This window comes from uncultured Devosia sp. (assembly GCF_964244875.1).
Lineage (GTDB): Bacteria > Pseudomonadota > Alphaproteobacteria > Rhizobiales > Devosiaceae > Devosia.
This window is the reverse complement of the sequence record NZ_CAXTKA010000002.1, coordinates 201,293-215,165: the sequence shown is the minus strand read 5'-3', so window position 1 is coordinate 215,165 and position 13,873 is coordinate 201,293. Positions and strand designations below refer to the sequence as shown.

General features: G+C 62.4%; 13 protein-coding genes. 4 read left to right on the top strand and 9 right to left on the bottom strand.

Translation table 11 applies throughout. The features are described from left to right. Positions 1 to 3 precede the first annotated feature (3 nt). Together ACFE8X_RS03525 and ACFE8X_RS03520 are read left to right on the top strand one after the other, a co-directional pair. Complete coding sequence (locus ACFE8X_RS03525; protein WP_375450072.1) at positions 4 to 1,668, top strand: ABC transporter ATP-binding protein; 1,665 nt, start codon at positions 4 to 6, stop codon at positions 1,666 to 1,668. Between the two features lie 9 nt (positions 1,669 to 1,677). Next, positions 1,678 to 3,045 carry an alpha-glucosidase/alpha-galactosidase gene (locus ACFE8X_RS03520; protein WP_375450071.1) on the top strand — a complete coding sequence of 456 codons (1,368 nt, stop codon included), beginning with the start codon at positions 1,678 to 1,680 and terminating at the stop codon, positions 3,043 to 3,045. Positions 3,046 to 3,272: 227 nt separating this feature from the next. Here ACFE8X_RS03520 and ACFE8X_RS03515 read toward each other — a convergent pair whose 3' ends face one another. The 5 genes from ACFE8X_RS03515 to ACFE8X_RS03495 all read right to left on the bottom strand — a co-directional run bounded on the left by ACFE8X_RS03515 (position 3,273) and on the right by ACFE8X_RS03495 (position 7,489). Beyond that, positions 3,273 to 3,866, bottom strand: a complete 594-nt coding sequence (locus ACFE8X_RS03515; protein WP_375450070.1) for a LysE family translocator — start codon at positions 3,864 to 3,866, stop codon at positions 3,273 to 3,275. Beyond that, positions 3,863 to 5,401 (bottom strand): tryptophan halogenase family protein, encoded by a 1,539-nt coding sequence (locus tag ACFE8X_RS03510; protein ID WP_375450069.1) that lies wholly within the window; start codon positions 5,399 to 5,401, stop codon positions 3,863 to 3,865. The genes ACFE8X_RS03515 and ACFE8X_RS03510 overlap by 4 nt, the downstream gene beginning before the upstream one ends. 17 nt (positions 5,402 to 5,418) lie before the next feature. Then, positions 5,419 to 5,709 (bottom strand): type II toxin-antitoxin system RelE/ParE family toxin, encoded by a 291-nt coding sequence (locus tag ACFE8X_RS03505; protein ID WP_375450068.1) that lies wholly within the window; start codon positions 5,707 to 5,709, stop codon positions 5,419 to 5,421. Further along, positions 5,697 to 5,969: a CopG family ribbon-helix-helix protein gene (locus ACFE8X_RS03500; protein WP_375450067.1), complete on the bottom strand. Its 273-nt coding sequence runs from the start codon at positions 5,967 to 5,969 to the stop codon at positions 5,697 to 5,699. Before ACFE8X_RS03500 ends, ACFE8X_RS03505 begins: the two co-directional genes overlap by 13 nt. Positions 5,970 to 6,034: 65 nt before the next feature. Beyond that, positions 6,035 to 7,489: an alpha-glucosidase/alpha-galactosidase gene (locus ACFE8X_RS03495; RefSeq protein WP_375450066.1), complete on the bottom strand. Its 1,455-nt coding sequence runs from the start codon at positions 7,487 to 7,489 to the stop codon at positions 6,035 to 6,037. Positions 7,490 to 7,581: 92 nt separating this feature from the next. Here ACFE8X_RS03495 and ACFE8X_RS03490 point away from each other — a divergent pair, with 92 nt between their 5' ends. Together ACFE8X_RS03490 and ACFE8X_RS03485 are read left to right on the top strand one after the other, a co-directional pair. After that, the gene (locus tag ACFE8X_RS03490; RefSeq protein ID WP_375450065.1) at positions 7,582 to 8,454 is read left to right on the top strand and encodes a helix-turn-helix domain-containing protein; all 873 of its coding nucleotides are present in this window, start codon (positions 7,582 to 7,584) and stop codon (positions 8,452 to 8,454) included. Positions 8,455 to 8,793: 339 nt separating this feature from the next. Further along, entirely contained in the window at positions 8,794 to 9,825 is a 1,032-nt protein-coding gene (locus ACFE8X_RS03485) for an aldo/keto reductase (RefSeq protein ID WP_375450064.1), read from the top strand. 214 nt (positions 9,826 to 10,039) lie between these two features. Here the strand turns inward: ACFE8X_RS03485 and ACFE8X_RS03480 are convergent, their stop codons facing one another. From ACFE8X_RS03480 to ACFE8X_RS03465, 4 genes are all read right to left on the bottom strand, one after another. Continuing rightward, entirely contained in the window at positions 10,040 to 10,765 is a 726-nt protein-coding gene (locus tag ACFE8X_RS03480; protein WP_375450063.1) for a FadR/GntR family transcriptional regulator, read from the bottom strand. Between the two features lie 78 nt (positions 10,766 to 10,843). After that, complete coding sequence (locus ACFE8X_RS03475; RefSeq protein ID WP_375450062.1) at positions 10,844 to 12,040, bottom strand: aminotransferase class V-fold PLP-dependent enzyme; 1,197 nt, start codon at positions 12,038 to 12,040, stop codon at positions 10,844 to 10,846. Position 12,041: 1 nt separating this feature from the next. Beyond that, positions 12,042 to 12,938, bottom strand: a complete 897-nt coding sequence (locus ACFE8X_RS03470; RefSeq protein WP_375450061.1) for an ABC transporter permease — start codon at positions 12,936 to 12,938, stop codon at positions 12,042 to 12,044. Then, complete coding sequence (locus tag ACFE8X_RS03465; protein WP_375450060.1) at positions 12,935 to 13,864, bottom strand: ABC transporter permease; 930 nt, start codon at positions 13,862 to 13,864, stop codon at positions 12,935 to 12,937. Before ACFE8X_RS03465 ends, ACFE8X_RS03470 begins: the two co-directional genes overlap by 4 nt. Positions 13,865 to 13,873: the final 9 nt, after the last annotated feature.

The following is a 13,873-nucleotide window of genomic DNA, read 5'->3' as shown; positions in this document are numbered from 1 at the left end:
ATCATGAGCCAGACTGACACCCCCATCTCCAATGACCGCCACGACCTTGGCAGCCATGGCCGCGAACTGATCCTTGACGCCCGCAATATCGCCGTCGACTTCAAGGTCGAAGGCGGCATCGTCCACGCCGTCAAGGACGTCTCGTTCCAGTTGCACAAGGGCGAAACCATCGCCCTGGTCGGCGAAAGCGGCTCGGGCAAGTCGGTGACCGCCCGCACCCTCATGAAGCTCTTGACCAAGCGCGCCACCATTGCCCCGCAGACCCGGATCACCCTTTCCGGCAAGAACATCGTTTCCATGAGCGATCGCGACATGCGCAAGCTGCGCGGCAACGACATCGCCATGATCTTCCAGGAGCCGATGAGCTCGCTCAACCCGGTCTATACTATCGGCCAGCAGCTCTGCGAGGTAATCCACCTCCACAACAGGATGAACCGCCGCCAGGCGATGGAGAAGGCGCGCGACCTGCTTGAGGAAGTCCAGATCCCCGATCCCGGCGCCCGGCTTTTGCAATATCCCCATCAGCTGTCGGGCGGCCAGCGCCAGCGCGTCATGATCGCCATGGCCCTGGCCAATCGTCCCGACGTGTTGATCGCCGACGAGCCGACCACTGCGCTCGACGTGACCGTGCAGGCCCAGATTCTCAACCTGATCAAGGACCTCAAGGACAAGTACGGCATGGCGGTGATCCTGATCACCCATGACCTGACCGTCGTCCGCCAGTTTTCCGACTATGTCTATGTGATGCAGAACGGGGCCGTGCAGGAGCATAATGCGACCGAAGCCCTGTTCGCCAATCCAACCCACGCCTATACCAAGCACCTTTTGGCCTCCGAGCCCAAGGGCACGGCCAATCCCCTGGGCGATATGCGCGAGACGGTGCTCGAGGGCAAGAACGTCAAGGTGGCCTTCACCCTCAAGCGCGGCGGCTTCTTCAAGCCCGATTATTTCGAACTGCGCGCCGTGGACGATCTCGACATCAAGCTGCAGCGCCACGAAACCCTGGGCATCGTGGGCGAAAGCGGTTCGGGCAAGACCACTTTCGGGCAGGCGCTGATCCGGCTCATCAACAACCAGGGCGGGCAGATTTTCTTTGATGGCGAGCGTATCGACACCAAGGACCGCCAGGCCATGCGCCCCCTGCGCAGCCGCATGCAGATCGTCTTTCAGGACCCGTTTTCCAGCCTCAATCCGCGCATGTCGATCCGCCAGATCATCGAGGAAGGGCTGATCGTCAACAATATCGGCACCAACCGTGCCGAACGCGGCGACAGGGTGCGCCAGGCCTTGCAGGACGCCGGCATGCCTGACACCATCCTCAATCGCTTTCCCCATGAATTTTCCGGCGGCCAGCGCCAGCGCATCGCCATCGCCCGCGCCATTGCGCTGGAGCCAGAATTTATTCTCCTCGACGAGCCGACTTCGGCGCTCGACCTCAGCGTTCAGGCCCAGATCATCGACCTGCTGCGCAAGCTGCAGGACGACAAGGGGCTGAGCTACCTGTTCATCAGCCACGATCTCAAGGTCGTGCGCGCTCTCTGCCACCGGGTCATGGTCATGCAAAACGGCAAGATCGTGGAGCAGGGCCCGGTCGCCGATGTCCTGACCAATCCGCAAACCGATTACACCCGGCGGCTCGTTCGGGCCGCCTTCGAAATAGCTGCCTAGGAGCATTTTATGGCAAACCCCAAGATCACCTTTATCGGCGCTGGTTCCGCCGTGTTCATGAAGAATATCGTCGGCGACATTCTGCAGCGCCCCGCTTTGGCCGGCGCCACCATCCGCCTGATGGACATCAATCCCACCCGCCTGGAAGAAAGCGAAGTCATTGCCAAAAAGCTGATCGCCACTCTGGGCGTCTCGGCGGCCGTCGAGACCTATTCCAACCAGCGCCAGGCGCTGGACGGCACCAATTTCGTGGTTGTCTGCTTCCAGATCGGCGGCTACGAGCCCTCCACCGTCGTCGATTTCGACGTGCCGAAAAAGTACAACCTGCGCCAGACCATCGCCGATACGCTGGGCGTCGGCGGCATCATGAGGGGTCTGCGCACCGTGCCCCATCTCTGGAGCATCTGCGAGGACATGCTGCAGGTCGCCCCTGACGCGGTCATGCTGCAATACGTCAACCCCATGGCCATCAACACCTGGGCCATTGCCGAAAAATACCCCACCATCAAGCAGGTCGGCCTCTGCCATTCGGTGCAGGGCACCGCCATGGAACTGGCCAACGATCTCGATATTCCCTACGAGGAAATCCGCTATCGCTCGGCCGGCATCAACCATATGGCCTTCTACCTCAAGTTCGAGCATCGCCAGGCCGACGGCTCCTATCGCGATCTCTATCCCGACCTGGTCCGCGCCTACCGCGAAGGCCGCGCGCCCAAGCCCACCTGGAACCCGCGCTGCCCCAATAAGGTGCGCTACGAAATGCTGACCCGGCTGGGCTATTTCGTCACCGAAAGCTCCGAGCACTTCGCCGAATACACGCCCTATTTCATCAAGGAAGGCCGCGAGGACCTGATCGAGAAATTCGGCATTCCGCTCGATGAATATCCCAAGCGCTGCGTCGAGCAGATCGCCAAGTGGAAAAAGACCTCCGAGGACTACCGCAATGCCGACCGCATCGAGGTCAAGCAGTCCAAGGAATACGCCTCCTCCATCGTCAACTCGGTCTGGACCGGCGAGCCTTCGGTGATCTACGGCAATGTGCGTAACAACGGCGTCATCACCAATCTGCCCCACAATGCCGCCGTCGAAGTGCCCTGCCTCGTCGACGACAGCGGCCTGCAGCCCACGTTCATCGGCGATCTGCCGCCGCAGCTGACGGCGCTGATCCGCACCAATATCAACGTGCAGGAACTCACCGTCGCGGCCCTGATGACCCAAAACCGCGAGCACATCTACCACGCCGCCATGATGGACCCCCACACCGCTGCCGAGCTGGATCTCGAACAGATCTGGAACCTCGTCGACGACCTCACCTCCGCCCACGGCACCTGGCTCCCCGAATGGGCCCGCAGCCCCCTTAAGCAAAAAGTCGCTTGAGCGACCGTGGATTAGCCCTGCCTGTCTGCAAAACGGCCCCGATGCGCAAGCACCGGGGCCGATTGGTTTTTGGTAGCATCGTGCCACGCCCTCGTGGTTCGAGGCGCCAAGCGGCGCACCTCACCATGAGGGCTACTGTAGATTAGGCTGCTACGCGAGCTTCACTCTCGGAGACCTCATGGTGAGGTGCGAGCCCTTCGCGAGCCTCGAACCACGAGGTCGGGCACTCAATGCCCCAGCAATCCCTGCACCGTCTGCACCACCAACCCCGCCGCAAACGCTGCCAGCGCCACCGCCGTCACCCGCTCCACCCGCGCCGATGTCAACACCCCCCGCGACGATCGCGCCGCCACCATCCCCAACGTCATCCACCCGATCGCCGTGACCACCACCAACCCGGCAAACACCCCCAGATACGACAGCCTCCCGACAAACCCCACCGTCGGAAAAATCGCAAACGCAAACACCAGTCCCTTGGGATTGATCAGCGTCGTCGCAAACACCCGCCCCAGCGTAATCCCCCGCTGCACCCCATCCGCAGATCCCGCCGCACGCCACAATTTCCACGCCGACCACAGCAAAAACGCCGCCGCGACGAACTTGGCCACCGCCGGCACCAGCGGCTGAGTGTTCGCCGCCGCCCCGACGATCTCCGTCCAGACTGTGATCGCGATGAAATAGCCACCCAGCTCACCCGCAAGCAATGGCAGCGATCCCAACACCCCCCGGCTGGCGCCGGCCGCCGCCATCAGCGTATTGGTCGGCCCCGGCACCGCGAGCAGCGCCAGCACCGCCAGGACGAACGGCATCAGATCGCTCACGCCATCTCCTGCACGGCAGCCAAAAATTCCGCATGCCCCAGCGCCTGGACCGCCGCCGCGCGATATTCCTTCACCAGCGCGTTGAACGTCTCCTGCGCAAAGCGCCTGAGCTTGGGATCGCGGTCCATCTCCCGCCGCGCCACGTCTTGGTTGAGCAGCCCCAGCCCGCTCAGCACCGGATAGTGCAACTGCGTCTCGATATGCGGCAACCCGCCCAGGTAGCTCGGAAAATCCTCATGCCGCGGCATCCGGCTCTGCCAGCGAGTCAACCGTTCCCGGGTCTCGGGGTGAATGCGGCTCGCCTTGACCTCGCGCCAGAACGGCGTGTCGTCCCGCTCCACGCAATAATGGGTGTTCACGAACGTGCGGAAATCATCCACCTGCCGCCCGACCCGCGCATTGTAGTCGGCCCGATCCTTGTCCGTCATTTCCGCTGGCGCCTTGAGATAGTTCTGCGCGAACAGCATCATCTGCACGATCGTGCCGTGGATCGATGTGGACTCCAGCGGCTCGAGAAAACTCGAACTCAGCCCCACCGCGATACAATTACCGATCCAGGCATTCTCCAGCCGCCCGATCTGGAACTTGATATCGGATCGAACCTCGATCTCGTGCCCCAGCACGCGCTCGACCTCGCGCTTGGCCTCTTCGGGTGTCGAAAATTCATCCGAATACACATAGCCGCAGCCATAGCGCGTCCGCGTCGGGATCTGCCACATCCAGCCCGCGCTCTGCGCCCAGGCCCTTGTGTAATTGGCCAGCTCCGCCCCCGGCTTGATGTCGATCCAGAACGGCAGCGCCCGGTTGACCGGCAATTCGTGCGCATAGGAAATCCATGGCGCCTGCAGTTCCTTGACGATGATCTGCTTGCGAAACCCCGTCGCATCGATGAAGAAATCACCCTCTAGGCGCTGGTTGTCGTCCAGGATCAGCGCCGTGATCAGCCCGCTCTCCCCATCGCGCTCCACCCCCGCCACCGTCGCATCGACGATGTCGACGCCTTGGGATTTGCTCGCGAAAAACTTGCCCACCAGTGCCTGGTCGAAATGATAAGCGTGGTGAAACGGGCCCAGCGGGATCAGCGACCCGTCGGCCTTGCGCGCATAAGGCGCCTTCTTCCCCTCCAGCAACGGTTGGAACAGATGCATCTCCTGCACCGCCCGCCCCGCCGCCACCGCATAGACATTGAGATAGTCCGCCGGCGCACCCGGCGGCGGCGTCACCACCTGATGCGGATCATCGATCGGCCCGTAATAGGTATAACCCTTGCGCCGCCAGTCCTCATGGCGAATGCCCAGCTTGAAGCTGGCATCGGTCTTGCGAAAAAACTCGAACTCGTCGATCTTGAAATGCTTGAGCAACACGCGAAACGCCGCCGTCGTCGCCTCGCCCACCCCGACAGTCGGAATCCTGGACGATTCCACCACCGAAATCCTGGCATCCAGCCCCTTGCGCCGTGCCTCGTCCTGAATGACGAACGCCGCGATCCACCCCGCAGTCCCCCCGCCGACGATAACGAAATGCGATTGCCCCATGGCCCCTCCCAAGGCGTTCAATAGCCCGCTTCTTTTTGGTGGCGGATTGCCAGAACGAACACCGTATCGGCCGCTATGTCGTGCTGGTACAGCGCGATATAGCCGCCGTCCGAGTATGGTATGATGAGTTCACGAAGCGACGTGTCTTCTATTGGCCGTCCAATATCGGGTGTCAGGCGTAACAAGCGCAAATGATCTCGAATGGTCTCGCCCGCACGTTTGGCCGCCCTAGGATTCTTCGGCGCGAGAAAACTGTGAAACCGCCGTACTGCTGCAAGAGCTTCGGCCGAATATTTTAGGTGTGGCATTCCGGAGCATCCAATTCTTCATCGGTGCCCCAGCTTGAAAGCCAAGCGTCCATCTCTTCGCCTGTAACGTGCAATCCGGTTTCTTGGAAATGCCGCCAAGACTCCTCGGCATCTGCAATAAAGCTCCGCCTCGCCTCTTCCCGGCTTACATATTCCTGGATTGCCTCGCGCATGATCCAATGCGCCGAACGTCGCTTGCTCTCGGCAAGCGACTGGATGCGGTCCTTCATATCATCGTCGAGTTTGACAGAGACGGCCATCAGGAGCCTCGTTATCCAAAGGTACTACCTTTGCGTACCATAAGCTCCTAATGGCCTTTTGTCTATCAGTGATGCCCGCCCACCACCTCGCGCAGCTCTTCCACCGAACGTACGCGCTTGCGCGCCGCCCCCTCCCAGTCCTTGGTCGCCACCGTGCCCTTGGCCAGCCGCTCTTGCGCCGCTGGAACCGCGTCCGCATATTGCGGCAGCCATTGCGCCTGCGTCACCACCAGCTCGTCCACCATCTGCCAGACCTCGTCCGGTGTGCAGATCGCGCCAACCAGCGGATCGTGCAAAACGGCCAGCTTGAGCATGTCGATATCCCCGGTCATCGCGGCTTCCACGCTCATGCGCTGCACCGAGATCGAGGCCGAGCAGGTTGCGGCGCAGGCCAGCGGCAGGGTGATGCCTTCCACCATGTTGAGCCCGAACCGGTCGACGAAGCCCGGACTTTCGATGATCGCATCTTCCGGCAGATTGGTGATGATGCCATTGTTGCGCACGTTGAAATGCCCGCGATAGACCCGTCCCGTTTCCATCGCCTCGATGATGTAGGAGGCATGCTCGGACGTGCGCTTGTGCTGGTCCAGCGGCTTGGCTGCCTGTTCGAGGAACATCGGGAAATCGGTCTCGAACCAGTTGCGGCGCTCGGTCGAATAGCGCAAATAGCCCCCGGTCTCGCCATGGATCCAGTCGCTCATGTCGATCCACTTTTCGATGTCCTCGGGCCGCTTGCGATACCACGGCAGGTATTCGCTCAAATGCCCGTTGCTCTCGGTCGAATAGACCCCGAAGCGCTTGAGCACGTCGATGCGCACTTTCTCCTGCTTGGAATACACCGGATGCGCCTCGAAGGCCGCGATCAGCTCGTTCTTTTCGATTTTGCGCCCCTTGGCGCGGATATCGATATACCAGGTCTGGTGATTGATGCCCGAGCAGACATAGTCCAGCTCGCTGTCGGCCACGCCCAGCACTTGCGCAATCTGATGCGCGCCGTGCTGCACGCCATGGCACAGCCCGATGGTCTGCACCCCGCCATAGGCATTGGCCGCCCAGGTGTTCATCGCCATGGGATTGGCATAGTTGAGGAATATCGCGCCCGGCTCGGCCACTTCGCGAATGTCCTTGCAGAATTCGAGGATCACCGGAATATTGCGCTGCCCGTACAGAATGCCGCCCGCGCACAGCGTATCGCCAACGCATTGATCGACGCCATATTTCAGCGGCACCGAAATATCGGACGAAAACGCCTCCAGCCCGCCCACGCGCACGCAACTCATCACATAGCGCGCGCCAGTGATTGCGGCGCGCCGGTCTGTCGTCGCCGTGACCTTGGCGGGCAGCTTGTTGACCTCGACGATCTTGGCGATGATCTGGTGCACCATGTCCAGATTGTGCTGGTTCAAATCGGTCAGCGCGAACTCGCAATCGGCAAATTCGGGAACCTTGAGCAGGTCCGAAATCAGGGTCTTGGTGAAGCCGACCGAGCCGGCGCCGATAATGGTAACTTTGAAGGCCAATTGAAACTCCCTTGCAGGCTTGCTCTTGCCTCCTGTCTAGCCGTGCCCGGCAAACCGGTGTAGAGAAAACTTATGCGCAGGCGGGTAATTTTGTGCTTCATGATCTGATCGCCTATGGCCACAAGCTGAGTGTCCTGCGCTTGCCGAAAAGCGATGTGCCGCTGCACGCCATGGCCATCAGCGCCGGCTACGAGCAGCGCGTCAACGAGGTCTATTCCTGGGATGGCTTGCAGCGGGGCACGGCGCCGTTCCTCGTGCTGCAACACACGGTCGCGGGGCAGGGGCGCCTGGACTTCGCCGGGGTGCAACATCGCCTGACGCCGGGCCAGACCATGCTGCTCAGCCTGCCCCATGCCCATCGTTACTGGCTCGAACGCGGCCAGAGTTGGGAATATTTCTGGATCGTGCTCAACGGTCGCGAGGCCTTGCGCATCGCCCGCGCGGTGATCGACGTGGCCGGCCCGGTCCTCACCCTGTCCCAGGGGGTGATCGACCGTCTGGCCGCCGCATGTCTGGCGCTGATCGACCAGCCCGCCATCCTGCCGGGCCAGGCCTCCGGCGCCGCCTACAGCGCCATTGTCGCCCTGCACGATGGCGTCTTCAGCACCGGGGCCGAACCGCGGCCGGCGCTGCCCGCCGCCATCGCCCGGGCCACGGCCTATGTCGATGCCAACCTCGCCGGCCCGCTCAATGTCGCACGCATGGCCGGGGTCGCGCAAATGAGCCGCGCCCATTTCGTGCGCCAGTTTTCCGCCGCCCTGGCCACGTCCCCATCCGCCTTCGTTTTGGAGCGCCGGCTCGAACGGGTCGAGCGCCTGCTGCTCGCCACCGACATGAGCATCGTCGCCATTGCTCGCGCCACCGGCTTTGCCAACGCCAACTATCTTGCCAAGGCATTCCGACGCAAATACGCCCTCGCCCCCCTGCAATACCGCAACGCCCTGCGCTCGGCTGTCGGCGCCTAGCCTTCTCGTTCGCCGCTGCGCGCCACCTGCTCACACCAGGATAGAAGGAGAACTCGACAGAGAGGTTGAACTCGTAGCCAACCCTCGCCCCTTGAGGGAGAGGGACAGACATTTCTGCGTTCAGCAGAAATGTCAGGGTGAGGGGTTGGCCGCACGCCTGATGATAAGGCCCAGCCTCTTGCTTCGCATTCCCTCCAGGTGCACTATTGCCGTACGTACCGCATTTCTCGCCCGGCCCGACAAGAAGCCGTCTTAGCGTCAATAATCTGATCCACTTCCTGGATGCAGCGACGCGGCATTGGCGACCCCATTTCAAAACATCCTCAAAGGAACCACATTATGGAATACCGCAAACTCGGCCCCAGCGGCGCGATCGTGACCCCCTATTGCCTAGGCACCATGACCTTCGGCGCCGAATCCGACGAGGCCACCTCCGGCCAGATGATGGACGACTATGTCGCCGCCGGCGGCAATTTCTTTGACACCGCCGATGTCTATAGCGCCGGCACCTCCGAGGAGATCGTCGGCCGCTGGCTCAAGGCGCACAAGGCGGAGGCCCAGCAGGTGGTCATCGCCACCAAGGGCCGCTTCCCCATGGGCAAGGGCCCTAACGATATCGGCCTGTCGCGCCGCCATCTCGGCCGGGCGCTCGACGATTCGCTGCGCCGCCTGCAGGTCGAGCAGATCGATCTTTACCAGATGCACGCCTGGGATGCGCTGACCCCGCTCGAGGAAACTCTGCGCTTTCTCGATGATAGCGTACGCAACGGCAAGATTGCCTATTACGGCTTTTCCAATTTCCTGGGCTGGCAACTGACCAAGGCCGTCTGGATGGCCAAGGCCAATGGCTATACCGCGCCGGTCACGCTGCAGCCCCAATATAACCTGCTCGTGCGCGACATCGAGCATGAGGTCATCCCCGCCGCCCAGGACGCCGGCATCGGCCTGCTGCCCTGGTCGCCTTTGGGCGGGGGCTGGCTGAGCGGCAAATATAAGCGCGACGAAACACCGACCGGCGCGACACGCCTGGGCGAAAACCCCAATCGCGGCTCGGAATCCTACGGTCCCCGCAATGCCCAGGAGCGCACCTGGCAGGTGATCGAGGCAGTCGCCGATATCGCCAAGGCCCGCGGTATCAGCTCGGCCCAGATTTCCCTGGCCTGGCTCGCCGCCCAGCCGGCCGTCACCTCGGTGATCCTGGGCGTCCGCACGCGCGACCAGCTCGCCGACAACCTGGCCGCCGCCAGCCTCGTGCTGACCCCCGAGGAAATCGCCAGATTGAGCGAAGTCAGCAAGCCGCAAATGTCCGATTACCCCTACGGCACCGGCGGCATCAACCAGCGCCACCGCAAGATCGAAGGCGGCCGCTAGCCCAGCCCAACCTCCCCCTGGTAGGGGGAGGAGCCGCCCTGTGACCCCGCCAGGATCGTGCCAGCCATTCATCAGCCCCTTCCGGGGAACCGCCATCAAGCCCCTTGGCAAAACGCCCCAGTCAACACCTCCCCCTTCCAGGGGGAGGATCAAGGTGGGGGTTCTCCCAGCCCCGATACCTCCGCTCCTCCCCAGGCAAGCCGACAAACACCTCCTAAACCACTCCACCCGCCACGATCGCCTTCACTTCATTTTCGACGCTATCCAGTATCGCATTGATCGCCGCCACCGCTCCATCGACATTCCTCGCCACCAATGCGTCGGCCAGCGTGCGGTGCAGCGGAAACGAGGCCAGCCCGAACGCGTCGGCGCCGAATGGTGAATCCCCGCCGCGCTCCAGCGCATGGTCGAGATTGGCCAGGATCTGCCCATACATGGGATTGCCCGAGGCGTCGTAGATCGCGCCGTGAAAAGCATGGTCCGCCTTGCGCCACGCCCGGCCGGCATCCACCTCGATCAGCAGCACCGTGCACAGCCGGCCGATTTTGGCGCGCTGGCCTGGCGTTGCCGCGATCGCCGCCTTGCGCACCACGTCGTTTTCCAGCGTCCGACGCACTTCCATCAGCCGCAGCAGCGCCTCGCCCTCCAGCCGCACCATGGTTGGCACCAGCCCGCGCGAGGTCTGCACCCGCGCCGTCAGATAGGTGCCGTCACCCTGCCGGCGCTTGATGATGCCCAGCCCCTCCCAGCGGTTCAGCGCCTCGCGCATGGTCGAGCGGCCGACGCCCAGCGTGGCGGCCAGCGACACTTCGGGCGGCAAGCGGTCGCCGATGGTCAGCCCGGCGCTTTCGATCATCGCCGCCAGCGCGTCGAGCACCGCAACGCCGCGCGTACGGGTTTCCAGAGAGACGAGATAGCTGAGCGCTGCACCCCGGTTCAACGGCCTGGTTCTCCTCAAATCGGCACCATGCCGACGCCGGCACATTCATCATAGTTCTGCCGGCCTGTCAGCCCGGAACTAAGCCAGGCGGGCGGCGCTTTCGTGGAGTTCCAGAAGGTTGCTCAGCGCGTCGATCAACACATCCATCTGCCCCTTGGAATTATACCCCTGCACCGATACCCGCACGATGCAGCGATCCTGCCAGCGGAACACCGGGATTTCGATACTATATTGCTCGATCAGCGCAATCTTGAGCCAATCCACATCGCAGTCCGGGATCGGCATGGCGACCATTTGCGGGGCACAGAATTCCGGGCTGCTCAGCGCCGCAAGGCCGGTGATCGCCGCCAGCCGTCGCGCCGTATCCTGCGCCAGCGCCTGGCAATGGGCGGACACATCCCACCAGTCGTTCTCCCGCCGATAGTCCAGCGCCGCACCCACCGCCAGCCACGCCGCCGGATCGCGCGTGCCCTGCATTTCGATTTCGTCGATGAACGGGGAATTGCCGAACGCGCCCACCGCGCCCGGCTCTTTGGATTGCGCCGTCCAGCCATGCGAAATCACCAAGGGATTGAGCAGCCCCTGCAGTTCTGGCCGCGCATAAAGAAACGCCGACCCCTTGGGCGCCATCATCCATTTGTGGCAATTGCCGGCATAGAAGTCCGCCCCGATGGCCTCTAGGTCGAGTTTGATATGCCCCGGCGTATGCGCCCCGTCTATAACACTCCAGATGCCCCGTTTGCGCGCTTCGGCAATCGCGGCCTCGATCGGAAACAGCAATGCTGTCGGCGAGGTAATATGACTAAGGAACAACACCTTGGTACGCTCCGTCATGCCCGCGACCAGCGTCTCGGTGAAGGCCTTTGCTGTAGTCAGGGGTAACGGAACGCTAACACTAACCACCTCTGCGCCAGTCTTGCGGCACACATAGGCCCAGGTCTTTTCCAGCGCCGAATATTCGTGGTCGGTGGTCAGGATCTGATCGCCCGGTTTCAGCTCGAGCGATTGCGCCACGATGTTGAGCCCGGCCGTGGCATTGGTCAGCCCCACGATATTGTCCGCGCTCGTTCCCAGTTCCGCCGCCAGTACCACCCGCGGGCCGGCCATGTACTGGGTCAGTTTTCGTCCAAGAAATTCAACGGGTTGGCGCTCCAGTTCGCGCTGCCAGTCCTGATAGGCGGCAAACACCGGCCGTGGACAGGCCCCGAACGAGCCATGGTTGAGAAAGACGACATCCTCGGCAATGAGGAATTGCCGGGCCAGGTTTTCAGACACTTCAACGCCCTTTCAAGGTCGGATCGAGGGCATCGCGCAAGCCGTCCCCGAACAGCGTGGTGGCGAGCACGGTAATGGCCAGCGCCGCGGTCGGAAAAACCGCCATGTGCCAGTAAAAGAACATGAAATCGAGCCCGATATTGATCATCTGCCCCCAGCTCGGCGTCGGCGGCGGCACCCCGATTCCCAGAAAGCTCAGGCTCGCCTCCAGCATCATCGCCAGGGGGATCGCGAGCACGAAGCCGATGATGATCGGCGAGATCGAATTGGGGATGAGATGGCGCCGGATAATGTACCAGGGCGAGGCCCCGAGCGCCTGTGCCGCGCGCACAAACTCCTTTTCCCGGAACGACTTAACCTGCGCCCGCACCAAAAGGCACACATTGACCCAGCCGAACAGCGCCGCAATTAAAACGATGGTGAAGAACCCGCCCCGCGTCAGCGTCGCCAGCAGCATGGCGGCCAGCAGCGGCGGCACCACCGAGAACAACTCGATGATGCGCATGATCAGCCAATCCAGCTTGCCGCCATAATATCCCGCCAGCGCCCCCAGCGGAATGCCGATCAAAACGCTGAACGCGGCGGCGAAAAACCCGATGGTCAGCGACACCCGCGCGCCATAAACGATGCGGCTATAAAAATCGCGCCCCAGATCGTCGATGCCGAACCAGTGCGCCGCCGATGGAAACGCCAGCGCCTCCGTCAAAAAAGCCTGCGCTTCAGGCGCGATCGGCGTGATCAACGGCGCCAGGATCGCCATCAGGATGAGCACCAGCAGGACGCCCCCGCTCACCACCGCCGCCTTGTTGCCCAGAAATCGCCGCCAGGCGAAATACAAGGGATTGCGCTGCCGGTATCGTGGGGCAACGCTTTGCGGCACCAGGGTTTCTGCGCTCATGGCATGCCCCCGCTGCGAATACGCGGATTGAGCAGCGCATAGGCGATGTCGGATGCCAGGTAGGCCAGGCAATACATCATGGTGATCATCAGCATCAGCGCCATTTCCAGTGGATAATCGCGCGTCTCGATGCTGGACACGAAATAAGCGCCAAGCCCGGGAATGCGAAACATGGCTTCCACGAAGATCGAGCCGGTGGCGGTGCCGATGAACATGGGCAGGAACACCGTGATCAGCGGGATCGCCGAATTGCGCAGCACATGCTCAAAGATGATCCGGCGTTCGCTTAAGCCCTTGGCGCGCAACACGGTTACGAACGGCCGGTTCAGCGTATCCAGCATGGCCGAGCGGGTGTAGCGCGCATACGTGGCCAGCGGAATGGCGGCATAGGCGATGATGGGCAGGATCCAGCGCTCGGGCTTGCCCCAGCCGCTGGCCGGCAGCCAATTGAGCCACACCGCAAACACCAGGATCAGCAGCAGCGAAATGACGAATACCGGAATGGTCAGCCCCAGCGTGGCAAACGTCGAGGCCAGGTAGTCGATCCAGGTATTGCGGTTCAGCGCCGCCGCCATGCCGAGCAGTATGCCCAGCGGCGCCCCGATCAAAACGCCGGCGCCGCCCAGCACCAGGCTGGGAATCCAGGCGCGTGACAATAACCCCAATATTGTCTCGCCCGGGCTTTGATAGGGCACCCCGAAGTCGAAATGCAGCACACCCCACATATAGTTGAGATATTGCACATGCAGCGGCTGGTCGAGCCCGAGCCGTGCCATCAGCTTGGCCCGCGTCGCCGCTGACAGCGGCATGTCGTTGCCGTCGAACGGACCGCCGGGAATAGCGTGCATCATCAAAAAGACCAGGATCGATACGGCAACGAAGGTCACCGCGATCGAGACCAGCCGGCGCAGGATATACATCATCATGGCGCGGTC

Bases quoted from the DNA above. Each gene is read 5' to 3' on its own strand.
- ACFE8X_RS03510 (WP_375450069.1), bottom strand. From the start codon at position 5,401: ATGGGGCAATCGCATTTCGTTATCGTCGGCGGGGGGACTGCGGGGTGG.
- ACFE8X_RS03505 (WP_375450068.1), bottom strand. From the start codon at position 5,709: ATGCCACACCTAAAATATTCGGCCGAAGCTCTTGCAGCAGTACGGCGG.
- ACFE8X_RS03470 (WP_375450061.1), bottom strand. From the start codon at position 12,938: ATGAGCGCAGAAACCCTGGTGCCGCAAAGCGTTGCCCCACGATACCGG.
- ACFE8X_RS03485 (WP_375450064.1), top strand. From the start codon at position 8,794: ATGGAATACCGCAAACTCGGCCCCAGCGGCGCGATCGTGACCCCCTAT.
- ACFE8X_RS03465 (WP_375450060.1), bottom strand. From the start codon at position 13,864: ATGATGATGTATATCCTGCGCCGGCTGGTCTCGATCGCGGTGACCTTC.
- ACFE8X_RS03520 (WP_375450071.1), top strand. From the start codon at position 1,678: ATGGCAAACCCCAAGATCACCTTTATCGGCGCTGGTTCCGCCGTGTTC.
- ACFE8X_RS03500 (WP_375450067.1), bottom strand. From the start codon at position 5,969: ATGGCCGTCTCTGTCAAACTCGACGATGATATGAAGGACCGCATCCAG.
- ACFE8X_RS03525 (WP_375450072.1), top strand. From the start codon at position 4: ATGAGCCAGACTGACACCCCCATCTCCAATGACCGCCACGACCTTGGC.